The 22,708-nt window shown below is 29.2% G+C and carries 18 protein-coding genes and 6 pseudogenes; 17 read left to right on the forward strand and 7 right to left on the reverse strand.

What is annotated here, in order from left to right; genetic code table 11:
• Positions 1-165 precede the first annotated feature (165 nt).
• Positions 166-642 carry a hypothetical protein gene (locus BDU_RS06975; RefSeq protein ID WP_404801593.1) on the forward strand — a complete coding sequence of 159 codons (477 nt, stop codon included), beginning with the start codon at positions 166-168 and terminating at the stop codon, positions 640-642.
• Positions 643-804: 162 nt separating this feature from the next.
• A complete protein-coding gene (locus BDU_RS06980) occupies positions 805-1,224 on the forward strand; it encodes an Mlp family lipoprotein (protein WP_041177946.1) in 420 nt (139 codons plus the stop codon).
• 1,427 nt (positions 1,225-2,651) lie between these two features.
• On the opposite strand, the gene BDU_RS06985 is transcribed toward BDU_RS06980, so the two are convergent.
• The 4 genes from BDU_RS06985 to BDU_RS06995 all read right to left on the reverse strand — a co-directional run bounded on the left by BDU_RS06985 (position 2,652) and on the right by BDU_RS06995 (position 4,690).
• Entirely contained in the window at positions 2,652-2,867 is a 216-nt protein-coding gene (locus BDU_RS06985; RefSeq protein ID WP_081434538.1) for a DUF261 family protein, read from the reverse strand.
• 124 nt (positions 2,868-2,991) lie between these two features.
• A complete protein-coding gene (locus tag BDU_RS08875) occupies positions 2,992-3,120 on the reverse strand; it encodes a single-stranded DNA-binding protein (RefSeq protein WP_318250856.1) in 129 nt (42 codons plus the stop codon).
• Positions 3,113-3,322, reverse strand: a complete 210-nt coding sequence (locus BDU_RS08145) for a hypothetical protein (protein ID WP_041177947.1) — start codon at positions 3,320-3,322, stop codon at positions 3,113-3,115. The genes BDU_RS08875 and BDU_RS08145 overlap by 8 nt, the downstream gene beginning before the upstream one ends.
• Before the next feature lie 15 nt (positions 3,323-3,337).
• Positions 3,338-4,690: a DUF244 domain-containing protein gene (locus BDU_RS06995; RefSeq protein WP_012539652.1), complete on the reverse strand. Its 1,353-nt coding sequence runs from the start codon at positions 4,688-4,690 to the stop codon at positions 3,338-3,340.
• A 181-nt stretch (positions 4,691-4,871) separates the two neighbouring features.
• Between BDU_RS06995 and BDU_RS07000 the strand changes: the two genes are divergently transcribed.
• From BDU_RS07000 to BDU_RS07020, 6 genes and pseudogenes are all read left to right on the forward strand, one after another.
• Complete coding sequence (locus tag BDU_RS07000) at positions 4,872-5,978, forward strand: plasmid maintenance protein (protein ID WP_041177948.1); 1,107 nt, start codon at positions 4,872-4,874, stop codon at positions 5,976-5,978.
• Between the two features lie 9 nt (positions 5,979-5,987).
• Complete coding sequence (locus tag BDU_RS07005; protein ID WP_012539654.1) at positions 5,988-6,548, forward strand: DUF226 domain-containing protein; 561 nt, start codon at positions 5,988-5,990, stop codon at positions 6,546-6,548.
• Positions 6,524-7,267, forward strand: a complete 744-nt coding sequence (locus BDU_RS07010; protein WP_012539655.1) for a ParA family protein — start codon at positions 6,524-6,526, stop codon at positions 7,265-7,267. Before BDU_RS07005 ends, BDU_RS07010 begins: the two co-directional genes overlap by 25 nt.
• A gap of 41 nt (positions 7,268-7,308) precedes the next feature.
• Positions 7,309-7,842, forward strand: a complete 534-nt coding sequence (locus BDU_RS07015) for a chromosome replication/partitioning protein (RefSeq protein WP_012539656.1) — start codon at positions 7,309-7,311, stop codon at positions 7,840-7,842.
• Between the two features lie 16 nt (positions 7,843-7,858).
• Positions 7,859-7,988: pseudogene (gene bdr, locus BDU_RS09060) on the forward strand (Bdr family repetitive protein); the annotation flags it as partial.
• A gap of 364 nt (positions 7,989-8,352) precedes the next feature.
• Positions 8,353-8,907: pseudogene (locus BDU_RS07020) on the forward strand (ERF family protein).
• 791 nt (positions 8,908-9,698) lie between these two features.
• Here BDU_RS07020 and BDU_RS07600 read toward each other — a convergent pair.
• Together BDU_RS07600 and BDU_RS08880 are read right to left on the reverse strand one after the other, a co-directional pair.
• A complete protein-coding gene (locus BDU_RS07600) occupies positions 9,699-10,265 on the reverse strand; it encodes an Mlp family lipoprotein (protein ID WP_012539657.1) in 567 nt (188 codons plus the stop codon).
• A gap of 87 nt (positions 10,266-10,352) precedes the next feature.
• On the reverse strand, positions 10,353-10,481 hold the full coding sequence (locus tag BDU_RS08880; RefSeq protein ID WP_318250857.1) for a hypothetical protein: 129 nt from the start codon (positions 10,479-10,481) through the stop codon (positions 10,353-10,355).
• 80 nt (positions 10,482-10,561) lie between these two features.
• Here BDU_RS08880 and BDU_RS07030 point away from each other — a divergent pair, with 80 nt between their 5' ends.
• From BDU_RS07030 to BDU_RS07045, 4 genes and pseudogenes are all read left to right on the forward strand, one after another.
• A complete protein-coding gene (locus BDU_RS07030; RefSeq protein ID WP_012539658.1) occupies positions 10,562-11,551 on the forward strand; it encodes a variable large family protein in 990 nt (329 codons plus the stop codon).
• A gap of 200 nt (positions 11,552-11,751) precedes the next feature.
• Complete coding sequence (locus BDU_RS07035; RefSeq protein ID WP_012539659.1) at positions 11,752-12,825, forward strand: variable large family protein; 1,074 nt, start codon at positions 11,752-11,754, stop codon at positions 12,823-12,825.
• Positions 12,826-12,999: 174 nt separating this feature from the next.
• A pseudogene (locus BDU_RS09065) lies at positions 13,000-13,675 on the forward strand (variable large family protein); the annotation flags it as partial.
• A gap of 260 nt (positions 13,676-13,935) precedes the next feature.
• Positions 13,936-14,586, forward strand: a complete 651-nt coding sequence (locus BDU_RS07045; protein WP_041177950.1) for a Vsp/OspC family lipoprotein — start codon at positions 13,936-13,938, stop codon at positions 14,584-14,586.
• 368 nt (positions 14,587-14,954) lie between these two features.
• Here the strand turns inward: BDU_RS07045 and BDU_RS08895 are convergent, their stop codons facing one another.
• Positions 14,955-15,077, reverse strand: a complete 123-nt coding sequence (locus tag BDU_RS08895) for a hypothetical protein (protein WP_318250858.1) — start codon at positions 15,075-15,077, stop codon at positions 14,955-14,957.
• 258 nt (positions 15,078-15,335) lie between these two features.
• Here BDU_RS08895 and BDU_RS07050 point away from each other — a divergent pair, with 258 nt between their 5' ends.
• The 5 genes and pseudogenes from BDU_RS07050 (at position 15,336) to BDU_RS09115 (ending at position 22,390) form a co-directional block, all read left to right on the forward strand.
• On the forward strand, positions 15,336-16,358 hold the full coding sequence (locus tag BDU_RS07050; RefSeq protein ID WP_012539661.1) for a variable large family protein: 1,023 nt from the start codon (positions 15,336-15,338) through the stop codon (positions 16,356-16,358).
• 541 nt (positions 16,359-16,899) lie between these two features.
• A pseudogene (locus BDU_RS07055) lies at positions 16,900-17,634 on the forward strand (variable large family protein); the annotation flags it as partial.
• Between the two features lie 576 nt (positions 17,635-18,210).
• A pseudogene (locus tag BDU_RS07060) lies at positions 18,211-19,250 on the forward strand (variable large family protein).
• Positions 19,251-19,584: 334 nt separating this feature from the next.
• Positions 19,585-20,485: pseudogene (locus tag BDU_RS07065) on the forward strand (variable large family protein).
• Positions 20,486-21,754: 1,269 nt separating this feature from the next.
• Positions 21,755-22,390 carry a variable large family protein gene (locus tag BDU_RS09115; RefSeq protein ID WP_449727620.1) on the forward strand — a complete coding sequence of 212 codons (636 nt, stop codon included), beginning with the start codon at positions 21,755-21,757 and terminating at the stop codon, positions 22,388-22,390.
• Positions 22,391-22,708: the final 318 nt, after the last annotated feature.

The raw sequence follows: 22,708 nt of genomic DNA on the forward strand, positions 1-22,708 counted from the left end.
AAACATACAAATACAAATAAACATACAAATACAAATAAACATACAAATACAAATAAACATACAAACAAACATCAAGTACCTCCTATAGTTTTAGTAAAGCCATCTGCAAGCATCATGTCAACTGAAGAAAAAAATAAATTAAACGCATTAATATATGGATTGAATATGACTATAAAACGCTATGATAATATATATAAAGCAAAAGATACTCAAACAGTGGAAAACGACATAAAAAGATATAACAAGTTTCATAATTGGATCTTCAATGATCCAGCACAAATACAAAAACAAAAAGAATTAATTAATGCTTTTAGTTACGCATATGACTTTATAGATGATAAACGAAAAAAACTTGCAAGTCACAAATATAAAAGTACTGAGCAATATATAAAAGATTCTTTTCATTTTTTTCATAATAAAGAATATCAAAAAAGCCACACATACGACCCTAGTTGGTATGGACGTAATAAAAATGATTTGACGAATTATATAAATATTTATTTCTTGAGTATAATAATGAAAAGTATATCTCGAACAAACGAACATGCTACTAATGAAGAAATATTTCAAGTAATGAAAAAAGAACTTAAAAATAAAGAAAGTTATACCTATCAAAATTCATTGTCACTATGGAAAGACTAAAAATTAGTAACAAAATAAATTGTTAATCAAAAATAAATAAACAATTAGCAACTACAATTTAATAGTTGCTAATCAAATAATAATAAAAGTAATTCATACAACATAACAATAATCGCTATATATTTAAAATCAAAAATATCTATTAAAATGAGGAGATTCTATATGAAAATAATCAATTTTACTTTGATTTTATTACTATTAATGAGTAGTTGTGAACAAAATAATAATACAAATAAAGGAATTAAGAGTAGACACAAAAGAGACTTAGAACAACAAGTAGAAGCACAAAAAACACCTGAAGAAAACTTGAGAGAAAAGTTAAGTGAAAGTCAAATCAAAGGTCTAGATTTTTTAAAAGAAGTTTTGGGTAGTGGATCTGATTTTAACAATTTTTTAAATGCAGACGAATCTAAAATAAAAGATGCTCTTGATCACATTCAATCAGAACTTGCAAAGTGCACAGGAGATAACGCAGAACAACAAAAAACAACATTTAAAGAAGTAGTAAAAGGCGCTTTGGAAGGTGGCTTAGATAATTTAAAAGGACAAGCAGCTAGTACTTGTGGACAAGGCAATCAATAAGACTGTCAAGCTATAAACAAATTTTATAAATAGAATTTAAAATACAGATTTAAAAAAGAAAGTATCGAGATATTTTGATACAAGTAAAAGGATAAATAAAAAGATTTAAAAAAAGGCATAAATAAACAAAATGTTAACTTAAAGTTAACACAAAAAGATAAGTTAAAAAAAAGAAGAAAGATATCTCTCATTGCAAATAGATAAGTCGTTAAAATGAGATATAGAAAGAATATAGACTAAATTTTCAAGTATTTGATAAAGTTACCACAAAGTCTCATAGATATTTATTCCAAAAATATTTAAAACTATATATTCTACTAACTTAAACCAAACTACATGTCATTTTTAACATACAAAGAAAGGACCAAAAAATTGACTAAACTTATAAGTATTTGTTAATATATTAATTAACCATTTGATAATTTTTAAAATCATTAGTTAATAAGTAAACTTAAAAATAGAAATACTAAACCCAAATACACTCCTATAAGATTCTATCTGAATGAAAAGACAACAAAACTTGTAAAACGCTGCATCACAAAACTTAAAGCTATAGACCCAATTTCTGGATGGTTCGTATACATATTATCAATAGCTGGTTGTAGAGGAGTAGAGATACAAAATGTCAAATTTACTGATATATCACAAGAAAAAAGCAATAATGATGAGGTATTTTATAGTTTACGTATAAATGTTGCAAAGAAGCGAAGTAATATTTGCATCAGAGAAGTAGTAATTAGTGAAAATGAATATAAATCTATTATGAGAGTACATCATGATTATTTTACATCTAAAGACAAAGATTCAAGATGTACATATCTATTTTAAAAAAGCAAAAATAAATTTAAAGATAACAAAATTAATATAAATAAAATTGCAATTAAGTTTAAATTACTACTAAAATCAGCTGGATTTAAACAACTCAAATCACTACATATATGCCGCAATATATTTATTGCTTCAATTAAAACCAAAGGATACAATTCATTTGAAATTACAGAACTAATGAAATATGCATCAACTTCTGAAATTGATAATGTTTACGGATTATCTTAAGCTAGAACAATACAAGCTTACAAGGATATTAAGAATTCTTTGAAAGAATATCAATGTCATCATATTGTATATTTCATGTATTGCTATATAATCTATGAAAACATAAAATTAAATCAATGTATTACTACAAACTAACAAAAAGAAGTTACAATTCTCTTTGTTAGAATTTTTTATTTTAAAAATAAAGGTTAAAAATAGGCTAAAGGTAATTCAATACATAGTTATTATATAATTAAACTTAACAAAAATCAAGATTTAACATAATAAATAAGCATAAAAAAAGGTATATAGCCTTTTAATAATGAATACATATATGGAGTAAGTTATATTTTTTTAAATATACGCTTAGATTTAAATTTAAGATGATATTCTTATCCTCTATCTTTAAGAAAAAGAGGATCATATAAAACTTCTGTATTATTTGTTGCCATAAAATGGGATCCAATATTATTCTTTATCTTAACTTCACTTATCTCAAATTCATCTTTTAAACATTTATAATCTTTATCCTCAACACGAACATCTCGTTTAATGCCAAAGACACTTAAGATTCTACATAGATTTAAAATATAACAATTAATCCTCATATAATCCTCATCTTTTATAAACTTCTAAAAAGGAATATCTTCATTAAATTCACAAGCAGAATCAGGAACAGAAGTAGGAACAAGAATAGGAATATCAACTTTAGGATTATGATGCTTACTGTCCTCACCAAACAATCTCAGTAATATTATTAGCTATAGAAAAATTTAGTATAGCTAAATTTGTACTACTATAAGATAAAAGTGAATCTTTAACTAAGCGTCCTGATAATGTGATGTTATTAATGTCAGACATCAAAACCCCCATCATCATAAAGCCTACGTCTGATTTCCATTATTTGGAGATCACAATACAGGTTACCTAAATATTCATTGTATTCTTTTGTTTTATGATAGTCATAAACATATTTTTTAATAATATTTCTGAAACACTTATATATAAATTTTAACATACGATATAAAATTATTAAAATGAAAATTATCACATGTACAACCATCTGCTCCACCTTCCATTAAATTGCATATGAGGTGAAAGATAAAGGATTAGATATAGAGGACTTACGACGAGAACTAATATCATTAATATCATAATAATCATAATGATCCGTAATTAATTTAAACCTATCTTTAATAGCACGTTTACCTGCATTTAAAGCAAATATATTCTTTCCTAATCTATAAACAATATTATCTGTTAACGAAAACTCCATAGATAACTTACCAAATATATCTTTAAGAACATCCTTATCTTGTTTAGTAAGTGCATATAATTCTTTAGCATTCTCTTTCTCTTTTTTCTCTATTTCTGTTTGCTTAGATTGAATATCAACTAAATGTTTCTCTAAAAGTTCTCGCTCTTCAGAACCAATATTTAAATTAACAATATTGATAAAATTTATAAATTCATCTTTATAATTTAATTCTGTCAGGCTTGAATAATATTGACTATCTTGTAAGAATAGTTTTATATGATTTGTTAAATCTTCTATGTCAATATTTGCAAGATCAATAGAATTATCATTCTTTATGATATTACAAATACGCCCAACTTCCATATCCAATGCCGCAATATAAATCATCACTATCCCTATAACGCCATTATTCCTCTCTATAACACAATTAATAGGCTCATCACTAATTAAAAAGAATAGGTTGCATTTTGATAAGCCAGTACATGCAAGTTGCACTTGTGCTTGAACATAATATTTAAAGAAATATTTACTATCTAAAAAATTACCTGTTTGATTATATTCTGTAATAGCTGATGTTAAATAATTATTATCATCACATTTAATCTCTAATAGTTCTGCTTCACCTTGATTGTTTACAAACCAACCATCTATTGTTGCACCAACAAGATTATCTCCTAACCCTACTCGTTTGAAGTAATTATATTTGTCTATTCCATTAGCATATTTGTTTTTATGTAAAACTTGTATATTATCAAAATAAATACGTAGAAACTCATCAAATCCTAAATTTTCTAATGCTTTACCTTTTTTAATATGCAAATTATCTTTATATGGAACTTCTTTTCTAAAAGATTTAAGTACTCTACTTATAATTAATTCAGAAGCAGCATCAACACCAAGAAATATACTCCCAACTTCACTAGCACCAAATCTTGTTAACGTCCCACGTTGAATAGAAAAATCTTCTTTACTATTAAACTTGAAATATTCATTCTTTTTGATACCAGGTAATTTACGTCCTATTTTGCTCATTTTACTTATATTAGTTTGTTTATTATTATCAGACTCTGGAATAAAAGCTTCTAAACCTTTAATAACTTGTTGAGTATATAAATCTTGTTGATTCATTCTTTTTACTCCATTATTAATTTCTGTAATATTATTCTTACTCATTTATTACTACTTAATTTCTAATATATAGAAATATACTATATAACAAAAATTATTTTTATCAATTTTTTGATATAATATTTTTGTTATTTTTTTTTAAATCGATTTATCCAAATAAAAAATAAATGTTTGCTTTTTATTTGAAATTGAACTATCATGAATGGTAGTAATTAAGGAGTTTAATATGGGGAGTACAAAAAGGCCCATCAATAATAAATACCAACACAAATTAATCGTTTTAATATCAACATTAAATTACATAAATTCTCACTTTAAGCAATATAATCAAAATAAAATACTCTATTACTTTAATAATAACTTAAACAATAATGGTCAAAAAAAAGCTACACTCAAAACCCTACAAAGTTATTTATACAAATTAGAAAAAGAATTTCACGTAACTAGTAACTATTACAGACATTTAGGAGAGAATTGTGGTACTGAAATTCACTATAAACTTAGATTTTCTAAAAAAGTATGTCACTATAAAATCAATAGACATTTTAAAGAAAAAAAAGAAGACAGATTTCAACAACGCGCTAACTTATATCATCAACAAACATGCACTAATAATGGGAGTCTAAAGAAAAATGGGAGTGCAGAAAAATGGGAGTGTATTAATAATAATAGTAATAATAATAAGAAGAAGAAAGAACTAGAAAAAATAGAAAGAGAAAATGCACAGCTAGAAAAATACATAAAGAAGTGTGAATTCAAAGATGATAAATATCTCTCTATTTTGAATTTAGAAACAACAAAAGAAATAAAAATAGAAAAGCTAATAGAACTGAAGAAAGAAGAGAATAAAAGAGAAAGAGAACGAAACAAGAACAATAGATTAATAGGAAGACAACAAGAATTAGAAAAGACATTAGCAGAGACAAAGGAAGTATTTAAAAAAGAAGGATACAATGAGAAGCAATTAGAAATAGAGATACAAAAAGCGTATGACAAGTATAAAAACAAGCCGCACTTTATCGTAGAGAGTAGTAAATACGGAGATTTAGGGCAGATAGTAAAAAGGATTAAGAAAACAGTTGAATGCAAGAAAAAAGGTAAAAAAGAAGACTATAAGCAGATTAGAAATAATATATTTAGTATACTATTAGATCAGTTGAAGAACAAAGTAGAGGTTAAAGTTTTAGCGCCAATATTAAGAAATTATTTAAGTAATCAGATTGATTTGAAATATAGTCAAGTATTTAATAATCACTATTACTATGAAATTTTAGAGATGGTAGAGGGCAAAGAACATTTAAGAATAGCGGAGTATGAAAAAATTGTTGACTAAGGATTTGTTATGGACAGTGTATTAGAGCGTCTTAGAGAAAAAAAAATAGAAATTAAAGAAAAAGGAGATAAATCTATTTTTATCAAAATAGAGGAAAATAATAGTAGAAAAATATATCATACAAGAATTGTAATGGATTTTTACACATTTGGAGTTAACAAAACTCAGAAAAATAAATTTTTTATTGCATTTAGAAATTTGTTTAGTATGGAAAAAATCTATGAATTCAATTTGTTTCCTTTAAAAGAAGATGACAAGTTTTTAGGTATTTTTTATGGATATAGAAAGCCAATGCAAAAAATTGTGACTAGATATGAAGAGAATGGTGTTATAAAGTCATCCACATTTTCAAAAATTTATTATATGGAATTTAGATTTAAAAGAGGAAGTGTGTTTTGTTATATTAAAGGAATTTCGCGTTTAATTAAAAAAGAAAAAAAGGAAACACAATATAGTCAATTTTTACTTGAATTAATAGTAAATTTAGAGAAAAAAGTATATAAATTTTATGGAAAGAAATTATTAGAAGGAGGTCTTATAACTAAATGGATCGAAAAAAATCAAAAATAATTACTATTGCATCAATTAAAGGTGGGGTTGGTAAAAGTACGACCAGTCTTATATTTTCAACTTTGTTGGCACAGAAATTTAAAGTTTTGCTTATAGATATGGATACACAAGCATCTTCTACTAGTTATTTTATTAAAGATATAGAACGCCAAAAATTTGATGTTGTCCAATTTAATATATATGAAGTAATAAAAAATAATATTAATATTAATGAATCAATATTAAATATCAAGAAGGGTTTAGATTTAATACCTAGTTACTTAACCTTGTATCAATTTAATGCTGAGAATATTTTATTTAAAGAAATGAGGCTAAAAGAAAATTTAAAATTATTAAATGAAAGATACGATTATATTATAATAGATACAAATCCTAGTTTAGATTTTACTTTAGTCAATGCTTTAGTTGTTAGTAGTTATGTGATAGTACCAATGACAGCTGAGAAATGGGCCGTAGAAAGTCTTCAATTATTAGAACATTTTATCGTAAAGGCAGGATTTAAAATACCTATATATTTAATTGTAACTAGATTTAAAAGAAATAAAACACATAAGTATTTGTTGAATATTATAGAAGCTAAGGATAATTTTTTAGGAGCTATTAAAGAGCGAGAAGATTTAAATAGAAAAATAGCTAGCAATACTGATTTTGATATTAATAAAGATTATATAGTGGAATATCAGGATATATTTAATAAATTTTTAGAGAAACAAGTATAACATAAATATATTATCCATTTAATGGACAAAGGAGGTGTAAAGTGAATATTCAGTTAAATGATAGGGTCTTAGAAAAGTTTGATAGTAAAGAACAGTTGAGAATATATTATAATAAATTAAAGGAAAATTTTGTAAATTCATTTAAAAAAGAAATTATTTATAAAATAGAATGTATGAAAATTTTAAAGGAAATAAAGGATAATGGTTATTACAAGATGGATGGATTTAAAACTTTTGATGCATTTACTAAAAATTTTAAAATAGCTAGGAGTCAAATATATAATTATTTAAAATTAGCGGCCGCTATGGAAGATGGTGTTGTAAGTGAAGATTACTTATTGGAAAATGGCATTAATGACACTCTTTTGTTGATAAAAACTAATGGTAGTAAAACAATAAAGAAATCAAGACAAAATCTAATAAAACCACTTCGTTTTCAACTTAGAAGTCAAGGTAGTTATGATTTTTATAAGGAGAATTCTCAATTTACTAGTTTTGTATTGGATGAACTTTTTGAAAATAGAAAGGAGTTTCTTGAAGAACTTCAGAATGAGTTTAAAAAATTGAAGGGATAATTAATAAGGAGTTTTTATGTCTAATTTAGCATATAGGACATATCGAATAGAAGACTTAAGTTATGAATTTGTTAAAAAAGGGTTTTAGTGAAGAAGCTATAAATTTTATTTTGCTTAATAATGATCATTATATCTATTATCTATTATAATGTCTATGATAAGTAAATTTTTCATAAACTGAAAGATATATAGAAAAATAAGGGTTGATTTTATTTTAAATTTATTATACACTACTTTTCAGTAGTATTCTTCGTTTATACTACCTTAATTGCTATCGTTTAATTAGCTTTTAGAGCTTGATTAAGCATTCTAGAAAGAGTGTTTAATTAGGCTCTAAATTTTTATATTATAACTTTTAATGTTTGAGTATTTTTTGCAATTTTTATTATTCCTTATGTTTTCGTTATATTATTTTTATATATTAGAAATTAAGGAGTGATAAATGAATGCAAAAATATTACAAAAACAAATATATAGAAAACAATAAAAATTAATAATAAAAATACAACAATGAATCAAAAGAAAATAGATTTTTTAAATAACCTTAAAACGTTGAGAATGGGTTTGAATGGTGTAAACAAAAATCTTGATGGATATGGATATAAGTATCAAGATTTTAATGAAATAGTAAGGGAAGTTAAGAATTTTATTAAGGAACATGATCTAGATATTGATTTTGTACAGTATCCAACTACAAAGAGTATTGATTGTAATTTAATAGATGTTGTTACAACAACGTTTTATAGTCCTTTAAGTGGATATTAACATTCATTTGATACATCAACACATATAAAAGAATTGAAGTCTCTTGGGGTCAAAAGTCAAAATACATGGCCGCAGCTTGTGGGGTCTGCAATAACTTATTTCAAACTTTATGTACTAGTTGCATATTTGTCAATAGAAAGTGAAGTTGATACTGATGCTAGTAATTTAGATCTTGAACAAAAGAACAATAAAGAACAAATTGAAAATAATATTTCTAATAGTGAAGATAGCAGTACAGACAAACCATCTATAGATGTAACAAAAGCAAGATCAATAGAAATTAGAATACAAAATCTTTAAATTGTTTTGAAATTTTATTTATATTTATTCTATTATCTTTAAATTTATTTTTGCTTTTTTTAATAGATATGTACGTCTTTTGTCTTTGCCTTTAGATATAAAATAATCATGATGTACTTTCATAATAGATTTATATTCATTTCCACTAATTACTACTTCTCTGGTGCAAATATTACTTCGCTTCTTTGCAACATTTACACGTAAACTAAAAATATTTCACCATTATTGCTTTTTTCTTTTGATATATCATAAGTTTGACATTTTGATCTCTACTTCTCTACAACCAGTTACTGATAATATGTATATGAACCATCCAGAAATTGTATCTATATCTTTGAGTTTTGTGATGCAGCGTTTTACAAGTTTTGTTGTCTTTTCATTCAGATAGAATCTTATAGGAGTGGATTTGGGTTTAGTATTTTTATTTTCAAGTTTACTTATTAACTAATAATTTTAAAAATTATTAAATGGTTAATTAATATATTAACAAATACTTATAAGTTTAGTCAATTTTTTGGTCCTTTCTTTGTATGTTAAAAATGACATGTAGTTTGGTTTAAGTTAGTAGAAGATATAGTTTGAAATATTTTTGGAATAAATATCCAAGATACTTATTCCTATTGTTTACTATATGCTTGTTTTCTACTCCATTTTAAGCCTATTACTTTGTGAAATGATAATATTTTGCCTCTATCTTTCTTTTGTTTACCTACTTTTTATCATAGGTTAACATAAAGTTAACTTCCTTCACTTTTTATAAACTTTTAATTTATTGCTTACTTACAATAAAATCAAAATTTATCTTTTACTTCTGAAATATCAAGTGTTTTAAATTTGACTAATATATCTTTGAGAGTGTTTTTACTGTGAAATAGTGTATGGAAATTATATGTAAAGAATAAAAATATCTGGTTATTTTTAGTTCCATATTTTTTCCTTGTATCTTTACATGATAAAGGATTATTTGTGCAATCAATGGCATCACGTATATATTCATCTAAAGTTTTTTCAGATGCATTTTCTGCTCTTCTTTGCTCTAGACAATTATAAGCCTCAGTAAAATCTGTATCTAGTTCTTTCTTTGTGTCGGGATTATCTTCAATCCAAGAAATAAATTTATCATATTTGTCTATTGCTATTTTATAGTCGTCATAATTTTGTAGTTGTCTTTTATCTTTTTCATGTTTGTTCAAGTCTTCTCTTGCTTTTTCTATATATTTGTTAAATCCATTAATAATGGTATTAAAATTCTTATTGTCATTCGCTTGTTGTGTGTTTGTAGGTTCTTTTACTTTATCTGTACAAGAGTAAATTAGTATTAGATTATAAATTAGTATGTGTTTTAGATATTTATACATATAATATTCTCCTTGTTTTTAAGTATACTATTAGTTATTTTGGTTTGTATAGAGATTTTTAAACAAGATTTGCTTTTAATTTTATCTTTATTCTTCTATTTCACAATTACTTGATGCTTGATCTTTAAATTGTTCTAAATTATCATTATTACTTTCAAAATAACCTTTTAAACTTTGAAAGTTTAATGTTTTGTTATAAAGTTTATGTACTAACATTTGTTAGTTATTATCTGTTCATTCATAGTTGTATCCATTTTGTTTTTGTGTCTTACTATCTTTATTAGATAGGCTAGAAAATGATGATGATGGTGATGATGGGATGTAATAGTGGAGGTAGAGATCCAGAGAAAGTGTTTTTGAGTGAGATGGTAAATTTAGGGAAAGGGTTTTTAGATGTATTTGTGAGTTTTGGCGATATGATTACAGGGACATTGGGGATAAAAGCGGATACGAAGAAGAGTGAGATAGGGAAGTATTTTAGTGATATTGAGGAGACTATGAAAACTACCAAAGTAAAATTGAACGAAATTCTTAATAAGAATGGGAAATATGAAAAAGTTAAAACGGTTGTTGAGCAATTTATTACTGCGACTTTGGACAAGATAGCAGAAGGAGCTAAAACAGCAGCAAGCGGGACTGAAAGTAGTGATGCTATTGGTGGTGCTCCTACGACTGGTCAGGATGCATCACCAGCAGATGTTGCAAGTGTAAATGCATTAGTTAAAGGAATTAAAGGAATAGTTGGAGTAGTACTCAAGAAAGATGAGGGAAATGCAGGAGCTACTAAGACATCAGCAGATGAGCAAAAAACAATAGGTGGGTTATTTAGTGGAAACAAAGCTAATGATAGTAGTGAAGCAGTAGCAGCGGCTGCAAGTGCAACTATAGGAGCGGTAAGTGGAGCTGATATATTGCAGGCGATAGCAAATTCAGGCGAGGCTACTAATGCGTCTGCAATTGATACAGCAAAAGATGCAGCAAATATTGCTGCTGCTAATAAGGAAGATAATAAGAAAGAAATTAACGATATAGCAGCAAAGAAAGATGCAGTAATAGCAGGGGGAATAGCATTGAGAGGGATGGGAAAAGGTGGTAAGTTTGCAGCTAAAAATGAAGAGAAAGCAGCAAATGCAGTAAATGGAGCAGTAGCAAGTGCTGTAAACAAAGTGTTATCTACATTAACAATATCAATCAGGAATACAGTAGATGAAGGATTAAAAGGGATTAGTGAGGTGTTAGGAGAGATTAAACAAGGAGAAGGATCTGTTGCCAAAATTAATGAATAAAAGAATAAGATAATTAGGATAATTGAGAATGTAATTGAATTAGTTAAATAAAGATCGAGTTGATGAGAGCATAGAGCTCTCTTTTTTTATTTGCAGTATTGTATATAGTTTGATGAGTTGTGTTTCATATAAACATCTTTGTTTCTTCTAATCCTTAATAGAAAAGCTAGAAAAAAATAAAAAATAAGGAGGCTAGAAGAATGAATATAGAGAAAAAAGGAGAGGGGAAAGTAAGAGTAGTGATATTAATGGTGATGATGATAGTGATGATGATGGGATGTAATAGTGGGGGAGTAAGTGGAGAAGGGAAGGTAAACTTGGAAGCTAAGAATAGTTTTTTAGAGTCATTAGTAAAGATAGGAGAGGGGTTTCAGGAGATTTTTGCTGGGTTTGGGAGTGCAATAGGGGATGTATTAGGGTTTAATGTAGTTAAAGTGGGAGATAATAGAAGTAAAGTCGGAGAACATTTTAAGAAAGTAGGAGAAGGACTTACAACAACTAAGAATAAGTTAAACGAGTTAAAAGTTAAAATATCTGAAGTTAAGAATGTTGATGGGAGCACAATTAAAGTAGTTGAGGATGCAATTAAAGGAGCAAGTGATGTTTTTGAGCAACTAATTGCTTCACTAACTAAACTTGCTGGTGTAACTAGTGCTAGTGTTCCTCTTGGCGATGCTAATAATGGTGCAGTTGGTGCTGATAAAGTTAGTGTAGACACTGTAATTGAAAGTGTGAAAGAAATTGTTGAAGTTGCAATAGATTCTGGCATAAAAATTGTTTCTGGAAGTGATGGTGGTGCTACAGTAGTTAATGGTAATGGCCCTAATGCTTTAGCTGGGAATGATAATGCTGGTGCAGGTGATAAGCTAGCAGATGAGGTATCTAAAGCAGATTCATGGGCAATGATTGATAAAATTAAAAATGCTCAGACTAAAAATGGGGCGGCTGCTGCAGGTGATGCTGCAGGAGAATTAGCTACTGGAACTGGTGCTGCAGGTGTTACTGCAAAAACTAATGCTGACTTAGCAGCGGCAGTAGCTCTTAAGGCGATGACCAAAGGTGGTAAATTTAGTGTTAATAATGCTGATTCAGTTAAAGGAGCAGCAGCGAATGCTGTGAATAAAGTATTAGTGATATTGGATGTATTAATTGGGAAAACAGTAGCAATAAATTTAGATAAGATAAGAGAAACAGTTAAGGCATTAAAGTATTCTGAAACTTCTGGCATTGAGGCTGGTCAATCTGGTACTGTGCAATCTGTTGTTACTAAATAAATCTGTAAATTAAATAGTAATAATAAAGTTATTTATGTAAGGAAAATATTTTTCTCTTTATTAAGGAGAGATATTTTCCTTTTTTGTTTTAGTGACATAAATCTATTGTGTTACTATATAAAGTTTTGATGTTTTCTCAAAAATTTTTTACTAGGGGTAAATAATTGTTATCTGATTGAAAAAGGAGCAAAAAAAAAGGCATCCAGTGGTGCTGTTGGTGATGTTATAGGTAATGCTATTAAGTAGCAGGATGCCGAGGCTGCTGATATTAAAAGTGTTAATTCTATTGTAAAAGGAATAAAGGAAATTGTTGGAGTGGTTTTACAGAGAGAAGGAGATGCTACTTCTATTAAAACAGGAGATCAGGAAAAGAAGTCAGTTGGTGGATTATTTGCTACAAATGCTAATGATGGGACAGAATTGTAGGCAGCAAGCGGCAAGTGCGACAATAGGAGCAGTAACTGGAGCTGATATATTACAAGCTATAGCAAAGTCTGGCGATGCTGATGCTAAAGATATTAATACTGTAACTAATGCTGCAGAAATTGCATTTGCTAATAAAAATTCTGCTACTAAAACACTTGATGCGGCTAAGATAGATGCAGTAATAGCAGGAGGGATAGTGTTAAGAGCAATGGCAAAGGATGGTAAATTTGTTGCTAAGACGGGTGTGAAGATAAATCGGCTTTTGCTATTAATGGAGCAGTGGCAAGTAAGTGCAGCAAATAAGGTATTAAGTACATTGACAATAGCAATCAGAAGTAGAGTGGATGAAGGGTTAAAGTAGATAAATAATGTATTAGGAGAGATGGAGCAAGTAGAAGGAGTTGGAGCTAGAGTTAGTGAGTAAGTTGAATTAGTATATATTTGAATATAGTGAAAATTCTTAGATAAGAACTCTGGAAAGGAAGAGCAAAAAAGCTCTCTTTTTTTATTTTTAGGTATTGTGTGTTATATAAATCATATTTTTTGTTTCTATTATTTAAAGAAAAGCTATGAAAGAAAGCTAAAAAGAAAGAAAAAATAAGGAGGCGAAGAAAATTAAGAGAGAAGGAATAGAAGGGGAAATAAAAGGGAAGAGAGTAATAAGTAATAGAGAGAGTGAATAGAATGAAAAGAATAGTAAAAGGAATAATGGTGATGGTAGTGATGGTGGTGATGGGATGTAATAGTGGAGGAGGAATAAAGGAAGGAGAGGAAGGGAAAGCAAAGAAGGGAGATGGGAGTGTAATAGATTTAAAGGTGATTGGGGAGAAGATAAAGAGTGTGGTGGAGTTTGTTGAGAAAGTAAAGGAAGTTGAGACTTTAGTTAAGTCGGTTGATGAGCTGGCTAAAGCTATAGGAGCAAAAATTAAAAATGCTTATGAACTTGATACTACCAATTCTAATCATAATGGGTCTTTAATTGCAGGGGTATTTCAAGTAATATTGACTGCAGAAACCAAATTGAAGGCATTAAAGCAATCAGTTGAGACCGATTCACTTAAGGCAAAGGTTATTGTTGCTGAGCAATCAAGTAAGAAATTTTTAGATAAATTGAAGAGTGAGAATATTGCCCTTGGTAAAGAAGATGCTTCTGATGTGGATTCAAAAGCAGCCTTTCTTAAAAGTGATGCTGCGGGAGCTAAAGGGGCTAAGGAACTTATTGAACTTAACACAGCAATAGATGAGTTGTTAAAGTCTGTTAATGGTGCATTAGAAATAGCAATATCGGAACTTACAACATCTTCTAAGGCAGCAACACTTATTCAAAATAAATGATTAGGATATAAAATTAATTTTAGATGTATAGGATTAGTATTAAATTAAAAGGTAAGTAACTGAAGAAATAAAATTAATAAAAAAGCTAAGAGCACTATGCTCTTAGCTTGTGCTATTTTTTATGTTTATGGAATAAGTTAATCTAGTGATTAATATTGGTGGTAATTTTGATGCTGTCTCTTGGTACTACTGATAGAACTGGTTTTTAAGTCATTGTTTCATAAGTTAAAAGTATTATTGATGCAGCAGGGAAATTTGGAGTAAAAATTAATGTAGTAAATTCTGGTAGTCAGGTTAGAATATACAATTATAAATTACAAGTTTAACTACTTGGAATTATAGCGTTTAATTTATACCTATTTAACCTACTATTTAAGACCAACATTAATACCAGCATTGCCATTGGTACCACCAAAAACAGGAAGGAACATCAATATTAGTAGAAACTCTAATTCTGTGAAAGTCAATTTTAAATATTTTTTATTTTTCAATTAATAACAAAATGAATCATAAGTTTTTATGTAGATATTTTTATGAATTTTCGTTTATCCATTCATTTTATGTGTGTCTGATTTTATTTTTTGTGTCTTACTAGTATTTAAAGAACTACAAATAAGAAAATAAATAAGTAAAATAAAGGAGGCTAAGAAAATGAAGAGAGAAGTAAAAGAAGGTGAAATAAAAAACAGGGAGGCGAAAAGAATGAGGAGAGAGAAAAAAGTAGAGGGAAAATAAGAGTAATAATATTAATGGTGATGATGGTGGTGATGATGGGATGTAATAGTGGGGGAGTATTAGAAGCAGAGCAAGGGAAGAATAAATATTTGCAGTCATTAGTTAATGTGAGTGAAGAATTTTTGAATGTTTTTACTTCATTTGGGGAAATGGTAGGGAGTGTATTGGGGTTAAATGTTGATTCAAAGAAATCAGATGTAGGGAAATATTTTAAGACAGTACAGGAGACTGTTAAAGGGACAAAGGAGAAACTTGAGAAAATTGTTGCTGAAATGAAGGAAGAAAAGAATCCGAATGCTGAGGCTATTGAGACTGCAGTAAAAAAATTAGTTACTGAAACTCTTGATAAGATAATAGAAGGGGCTAAGACTGCTAGTGAGGCTGTTGGTATTGAAGGTGATGATCTACTTGGTAATGTTGGTGCTAATAATGCTGCTGGTGTTGTTGGGGATGTTGACAAATTAATCAAGGGAATTAAATCAATTGTAGATGTAGTACTTAAGGGTGTAGGAAATGCTGAGGCTGGGAATGATAAGAAAGCTGAAGATGGTAGTACGGCAAGAACTGCTGCTGCTGCTGGGGATGGTGAAGCAGGTAAATTGTTTGCTGCTGCTGCTGGTAATGCTGACAATTCAAAAAAAGTTTCAGCTGATGCGTCAAAAGCTGTTGGTGCAGTAACTGGTGCTGATATCTTGCAATCTATAGTTAAAGCTGATAAAGCTGCTACTTTAGCTAAGAGTAATGATGGTAACGCTGGTGCTGCTCCTAAAGATGCGGAAGTAGCAGGAGGTATAGCGTTAAGAGCTATGGCTAAGAATGGTAAGTTTGCTGGGCCTACTGCTGATAGCGCTGATTATGTTATTGCTGCTAAAGGAGCGGCAGTAAGTGCAGTAGCTAAGGTATTAGATACATTAACAGTAGCAATAAGAAAAACAATTGATTTGGGATTTAAGAATGTTAAAGAGGCTATGAAAATTAATACTAATGTTATTCCTGTAGCATCTGAGAATAGTGGTTCTAGTGGTCAAAAGCAATAATTGGAATTACATAATTAAATAATAAAATAAGAAAAGTAAAGTTACGAAGTAAAGATACTGGGATTTAAGTTCTTGGTATCTTTTATTTTATGTTATATTTAACATGAGTTTATTATTTTATGTGTTTTAATTTGATCATTTGTGGTTTCTTTTAAATATTCTAGTGGAAAATATTCAGTTTATTTTATAAGATTGTATCAATAAAAATAATATATTATAAAACTTTCAATCTTTCTTATAGGGCATATTAGTCATTTAAAAGGGTTAAATGATAAGCATGTATAGGTTATAATTTGAATCATAATATAACAAAAAATATACCAGGAACTATAATAATTGGATTTTATAAATATAAAGGGTTAACTACTGAATTTTTATATTTTCAGATTGATGATAGATAGTAATAAAATCAATCGTTGTTTTTATATAGATATTTTTCTGGATTTTAGTTTATCTATTCATTCGTTACTTTTATGATTTTATTTTTTGTGTCTTTCTTAAAAGAAAAGATATTAGGGAATAATAGGAGAATGGATAGAATAAAATTTTTGCTGGTTTTGGGAGTGTAATAGGAGATGTATTAGGGTTTAATGTAGTGAAATCGGGGGGATAAGAAGGGTAAGTTGGGAGAATACTTTAAGAAAATAGGTGATGGACTTATAACAACTAAGAATAAGTTAAAAGAGCTAGGAGGCTAAAAGGTAAGATATTGGAGGCTAAGAATGCTGATGGAGTTACAATTGAAGCTGTTAAAGGTGCAATCAAAGGAGTAAATGATGTTTTTACACGGCTAATTGCTTCACTAACTGAACTTGCTGGTGTAATTAATAATGGTGCTGATATTGGTGATATTGCTAATGTTGAACCTAAATTAGCCGAAGAGGTATTTAAAGCAGATCCATGGGTAATGATTAATAAAATTAAGAATGCTAAGACTGATGTTGTTCTTGCTGTTGGGAATAATAATGAAGCTGGAGCATTGACTACCAGTGCTAGTACTACTGATAACTATGGTGCAAAAACCAATGCTGATTTAGTAGCAGCTGTTGCACTAAAGGCAATGGCTAAAAATGGTAAACTTAGTGCTGCTGTCAATGAGGTTGTAGGAGTTAAAGCAGCAGAAGTAAGTGCGGTAAATAAGGTATTAGGGGTGTTGGATTTAATAATTAGGAAGACAGTAGCAATCAATTTAGATAAGATAGGAGAAGCGGTTAAGGGAATAAAATATTCTGAGACTAGTGGAACTGAGACTAATCAATCTGTTGTTACTCAATAAATGAGAAAGTTAAATAGAAATAATAAGAAATAATAAAGTTATTTAAGTATAAAGAAAACCATCTTTTTTGATTCAGACGAGATGGTTTCTTTTTTGATGTTAAAATAACATAAATATTGTGTTAAATTTGCGCTAGCAAGCTTTTTTTGAGCAAATAAGAACAATTTATTATTTTTCAGTGTACTATCAATCAATGTTGTTATCTTGTTATTTAAGTTTTTAGTTACTAAAGATATATTGCTTTATATGATTAATTTTATTATTTGTTTTTTCTTAAAAAGATTCTAATGAAAAATATTCAGTTTATTTATTTTATGAAATTGTACATACAAAAAAAGATAATACGCTATGAAAAATAAGTTTTAACCTTGATTATGAAAATCGTTTGTAAATATTAAATAACAATTATATATAACCTTAATGATATTATAAATTATAGTGGTTGCATATTATAAATATAAAAAAAGTCAATATTAAAGATTTTGTATTTTCAGATTGATAATATCTTGTAATAAGATTAATCATTACTTTTTATATAGATCTTATAAATTTTCGTTTGTCCATTTATTATTAGTGATGATGATGGTGGTGATGATGGGATATAATAGTGGGGGAGTAAAGGGAGAAGGATCAGCGCAGGAGGAGGAGACGGGAGAGGAGCTAAAAGTTTAAGTGAGGTATTGCTGGAAGTAGGGAGAAGTGCAGAGAATGTATTTTACTCATTTTTGGAACTAGTTTCAGGTTCTTTGGGATTTACTGTTACTGAAGGCACAAAGAAGAGTGAAGTAGGGGATTATTTTGATGGTCTGGGTAATAAACTTAAAATTGCATCAACAGAATTAGAACAAGTAGCAGTAAAAGCATCAGCAGATATTGATAAAGATGGTATATTTGATGACAAGTCAATAAGGGCAGTTGTTGATTCCGCAAAAGCTACTTTAAGTACGTTAAAAGGGTATTTAGAAGCATTAAAGGGAATAGGTGATGGCAATGTTGTAGGTGAGGTGGCATCTAACGCCAAAGGAGTAGCAGCAAGTACAGATGAATTGAAGGATGCCTTTAAAGCATTGAAAGGAATAGTTGACACATCCAGTAAAGAAGGTGTTGCAAGGCCAAAAGCAGGAGATATAGCATTAAAAGTGGGTAGTGCAGATAATAAAGATGGAGCTAAAATATTAGCTACAGATCAAGGGCCAGGAGCGGCAGTGGGGGATAAAGCGGCAGCAATATTGTCAATTGTAAATGGGGAGGAAATGCTTGCATCAATAGTTGCATCAGGAGACAATGATCAAGCATTAGGTGTAAATAATGCAGATGCTTCAACAAGTACATTAAAATTTGCATTAGGAGGCAATAAAGCTAATTTAGCACAAGAAGCAGCTAAAGCAGCGGCAGTGGCAGGAGGGATAGCATTACGTTCATTAGTGAAAGGTGGGAAATTAGCTGCTAATAATAATGATGATGATAAAGTTGTAAAAGCAGTAGGAATAAGTGCGGTAAATAAATTATTAGTAGCAGTAGAAGAAATAGTGAAGAAGACAGTAAAGAATGTGATTGAGAAAGTAAAGGCAGAAGTAGATAAGGCAAGAGATCCAAAAGCAGTAGGTCAGCAGTAAGATTAGGATAGTAATATTTGAATTTAATTAAAAATTATTAGATATAAATATTAGTAGAGAGAGCAAGAGGGCTCTCTTTTTTTATTTTCAGTATTGTGTATGTTATGTAAATTATTTCTATATAAATCACATTTTTTGCTTATAGATCTTAAAAGATAAGCTAAGTAAATATAAAGGAAAAGCAAATAAGCTATAAAAAAGCAATAAAGAAAAAAATAAGGAGGCGAAGGAAATGAAGAGAGAAATAAAGGAAATATGTGCAAAAAGAGAAGAGAGAGATAGGAGAGGAGAGAATAAGGGAGGAAGTATGAGAATGAAGGGAATAGTATTGGGGATGATGATGATGGTGGTGATGGTGATAGGATGTAATGATGGGGGAGTAAAGGAAGGGGAGTGTATTGGAGTTGCATGTTAATTCAAAGAAGTCGGATGTAGGGAATTACTTTAAGAAGGTTCAAGATACTGTGCAAGGGATAAAGGATGGACTTAATAAAATTGTTAGTGATATGAAGAAAGAAAAGAATCCGAATGCTGAGGGAGTAGAGAGTGCAGTTAAAACATTAGTTGAGAGTAAACTAGATAAGATAATTGGTGGAGCAAGGACAGCAAGTGAGGCCATTGGTAATGCGGATGGTTTTATTGGAAATGTTGCTGCTAATGATGCTAGTGGTGTTGCAGCTACTGGTATAGATGCATTAGTGAATGGAATTAGGGCTATTGTAGAAGTGGTACTTAAGGGTGAAGGTAAAGCTGATGCTGGTGATTCCAATAAGGCAAAGATTGCTGGCGATGGTCAAAGGAGTAATGGTAATGCAGGTGATGGAGAATCAGGAAAATTATTTGCTAATGGAAATAATGCTGCTGGTACTGATGACAATGCTAAAAAAGTTGCTGCTGATGCGTCAAAAGCAGTTGGAGCAATAACTGGGGCTGATATATTACAAGCTATGATTAAAGATAATGGTGATTCTGCTAAATTAGCAAAAGAAACCACTGGAAATGCAGTTACTCCCAAAGATGCAACTGTAGCAGGAGGAATAGCTCTAAGAGCCATGGCAAGAGATGGTAAATTTGCCAATGGTAATGCTGCTAATGATATTGCTACTGAAGTTAAAAATATAGCAATTAGTGCAGTTAATAAGTTACTCAGTACATTAACTATATCAATAAGGAAAACAGTGGATGATGGACTTCAAGTAGTAAAAGAAGCTATGAAACTTAATACCGAAAGTTAAAAATTTGTAACTATTTATGATAGAAAATAACCTTAAATAAGATCAGCAAATTAAATTAATAAAGTTAATACAAAATAATAAAGTAATTGAAATAAAAGGCTTTCTTGTTAAGAGGGCCTTTTTGTTGTTTTTACATAAATTAACTTTGTTAAGGGTATAATATCTTATTTCTTAATAGTGTATTTTCTTAATTCTTTGTTTATTTACGTGTCATTAATTTTTACTCATTTTGTATTTATTAATTTTGATTTTGCTTTTGAAGTAAGCGTAGGAATATAGGAAGGAGGTATCTTTGAATACAATAGAGAGAATTCAAAGATCTTAAAAGTAATAGGTGGTTATAGGGAAAGGTATCAGGAGATAAAGGAAGATTAGGAAGTGGGTTAAGTTGTAGCAATAATAGAATTTGAGAGAAGTTTCGAGCATTGCTGTAGTTATTGGACGATATTTTAGGATCTACTGTTAAAGTAGATATAATTAGGGATAAAGTAGGAGAATATTTTAACAGTCTAGATGCTAAACTTGGAAAAGTATTAGAATAGTTAAGAGAAGTAACTAAAAAAGATCAGAAACAGGTGATGGTAAAAGCGCTTCATCAAAGAATATCATTAAAAAAGCTTTTAGTTTTTAAAAGAGGTTTTAGGGGGACATAAAGACACATCTAAGAGCTTTAGAAAGATAGGTAATTTTAATCTATTAGGTGATGCAGAAATTAGTTTGAAACAATGGATAGTAGTAATTGATAGTGAATTAAAGAAGGCATATAATGCGTAAAAGGGATAGTAGAATTAGCAACAGATTCAGGTGTTAAAGAATTTCAAGCAGGGTTAATAGATAGTGTAGATAATAAGGATGTGGTAGAGGTAGAAGTTGTTTGTTTTTTTGATGAATCATTAAGCTGAGGTACTCGCTGTTTTAATGTTAATGCTGTTGGTATTAATTGCGGTGTAAAAGTAATTTTGAGTATCAGATAATCTATGCAATGTATTGGAATTTGTGTTTTAGGATTTGGTATTGTTACTAAATAGATCGTTAAAGCAAATGATAAAGTCAGAACAGTGAAACACTTGTTTCTGCATGTAGGAGAATTGTTTTCTTTTTTTAGTGTAGTATCCATTTATTATAGAGTTAAAAGGATCTAAGAGAATCTTTTAAGGGAGGAAAAAAGGTAAGAGAAAAGAGACGGGAGAGGATTAAGTGGAGCAATGATGGAAGTGGGGGAGGAGTGCAGAGAATGCATTTTATGCATTTTTGGAGTTAGTGTCGGATGTGTTGGGATTTGCTGCTAAAGCAACAACAAAGAAGAATGAAGTGGGAGAATATTTTAATAGTTTAGGTGTTAAACTTGAGAAAGCATCAGAAGAGTTAGAAGAGGTAGCAAAGAAGTCAGAGACAGGTGGTGATAAGAGCGATTTATTAAAACATTCAATTAGAGAAGCAATTAATTCTGCTAAGGAAGTTTTAGATGCATTGAAATGCCATTTAAAATCTTTAGGGCAAGTAGGTGAGATTGATAAGATAAAAAATGCTAAGATTAAAACAGGAAATCTTGATGCTAATGTTAATAATGATGCTGGAGAATTAGTTACTGGTGGTAATGTAGCTAATGGTGCTAAGGTAGCTACCAATGCAGATTTAGTAGTTGCTGTTGCGTTAAAAGCTATGACTAAGTCTGGTAAATTTAGTGCTGATAATAATGATACTGGTATTGTCAAAGCTGCAGCGGCTAGTGCAGTAAATAAGGTATTAGGAATACTTGATTTAATAGTTAGGAAAACAGTAAGTATTAATCTAAATAAGATAAGAGAAGCTGTTAAGGGAATACAGTACTTTGAAACAGTTGAGACTGATACAACTGAAGCTTTTACTCAAACTCAGCTACTAAATAAACAATATAAATGGTGATTAATAAATTATGTATATTGTAATGTTGCACACTTCTCTCTTTAATCATGAGGGAGGTGTTATTTTTGTTAATGATGTGTTACTTGGTTGATGCATATGTTCTAATCAAGAATATTCGGTTTTTTGTATAAAATGAAGAGATTTTATGATGCTCATTTACAGTGTTAATTTTAGCGTAAGAAAAAACATACTGAAACTTGAAAAAATCTAATATCTTTCTCAATAATTAGATATTAAAAATGTAAAAAAGTCTAGTGAATCTAGTAAGAAGTACTATTGATAAAGGTTTTAAAACTGTTAAAGAAGCAATGAAAATTA

Origin of the sequence: Borrelia duttonii Ly, assembly GCF_000019685.1 — a bacterium.
In the GTDB taxonomy this organism is placed as follows: Bacteria; Spirochaetota; Spirochaetia; order Borreliales; family Borreliaceae; genus Borrelia; species Borrelia duttonii.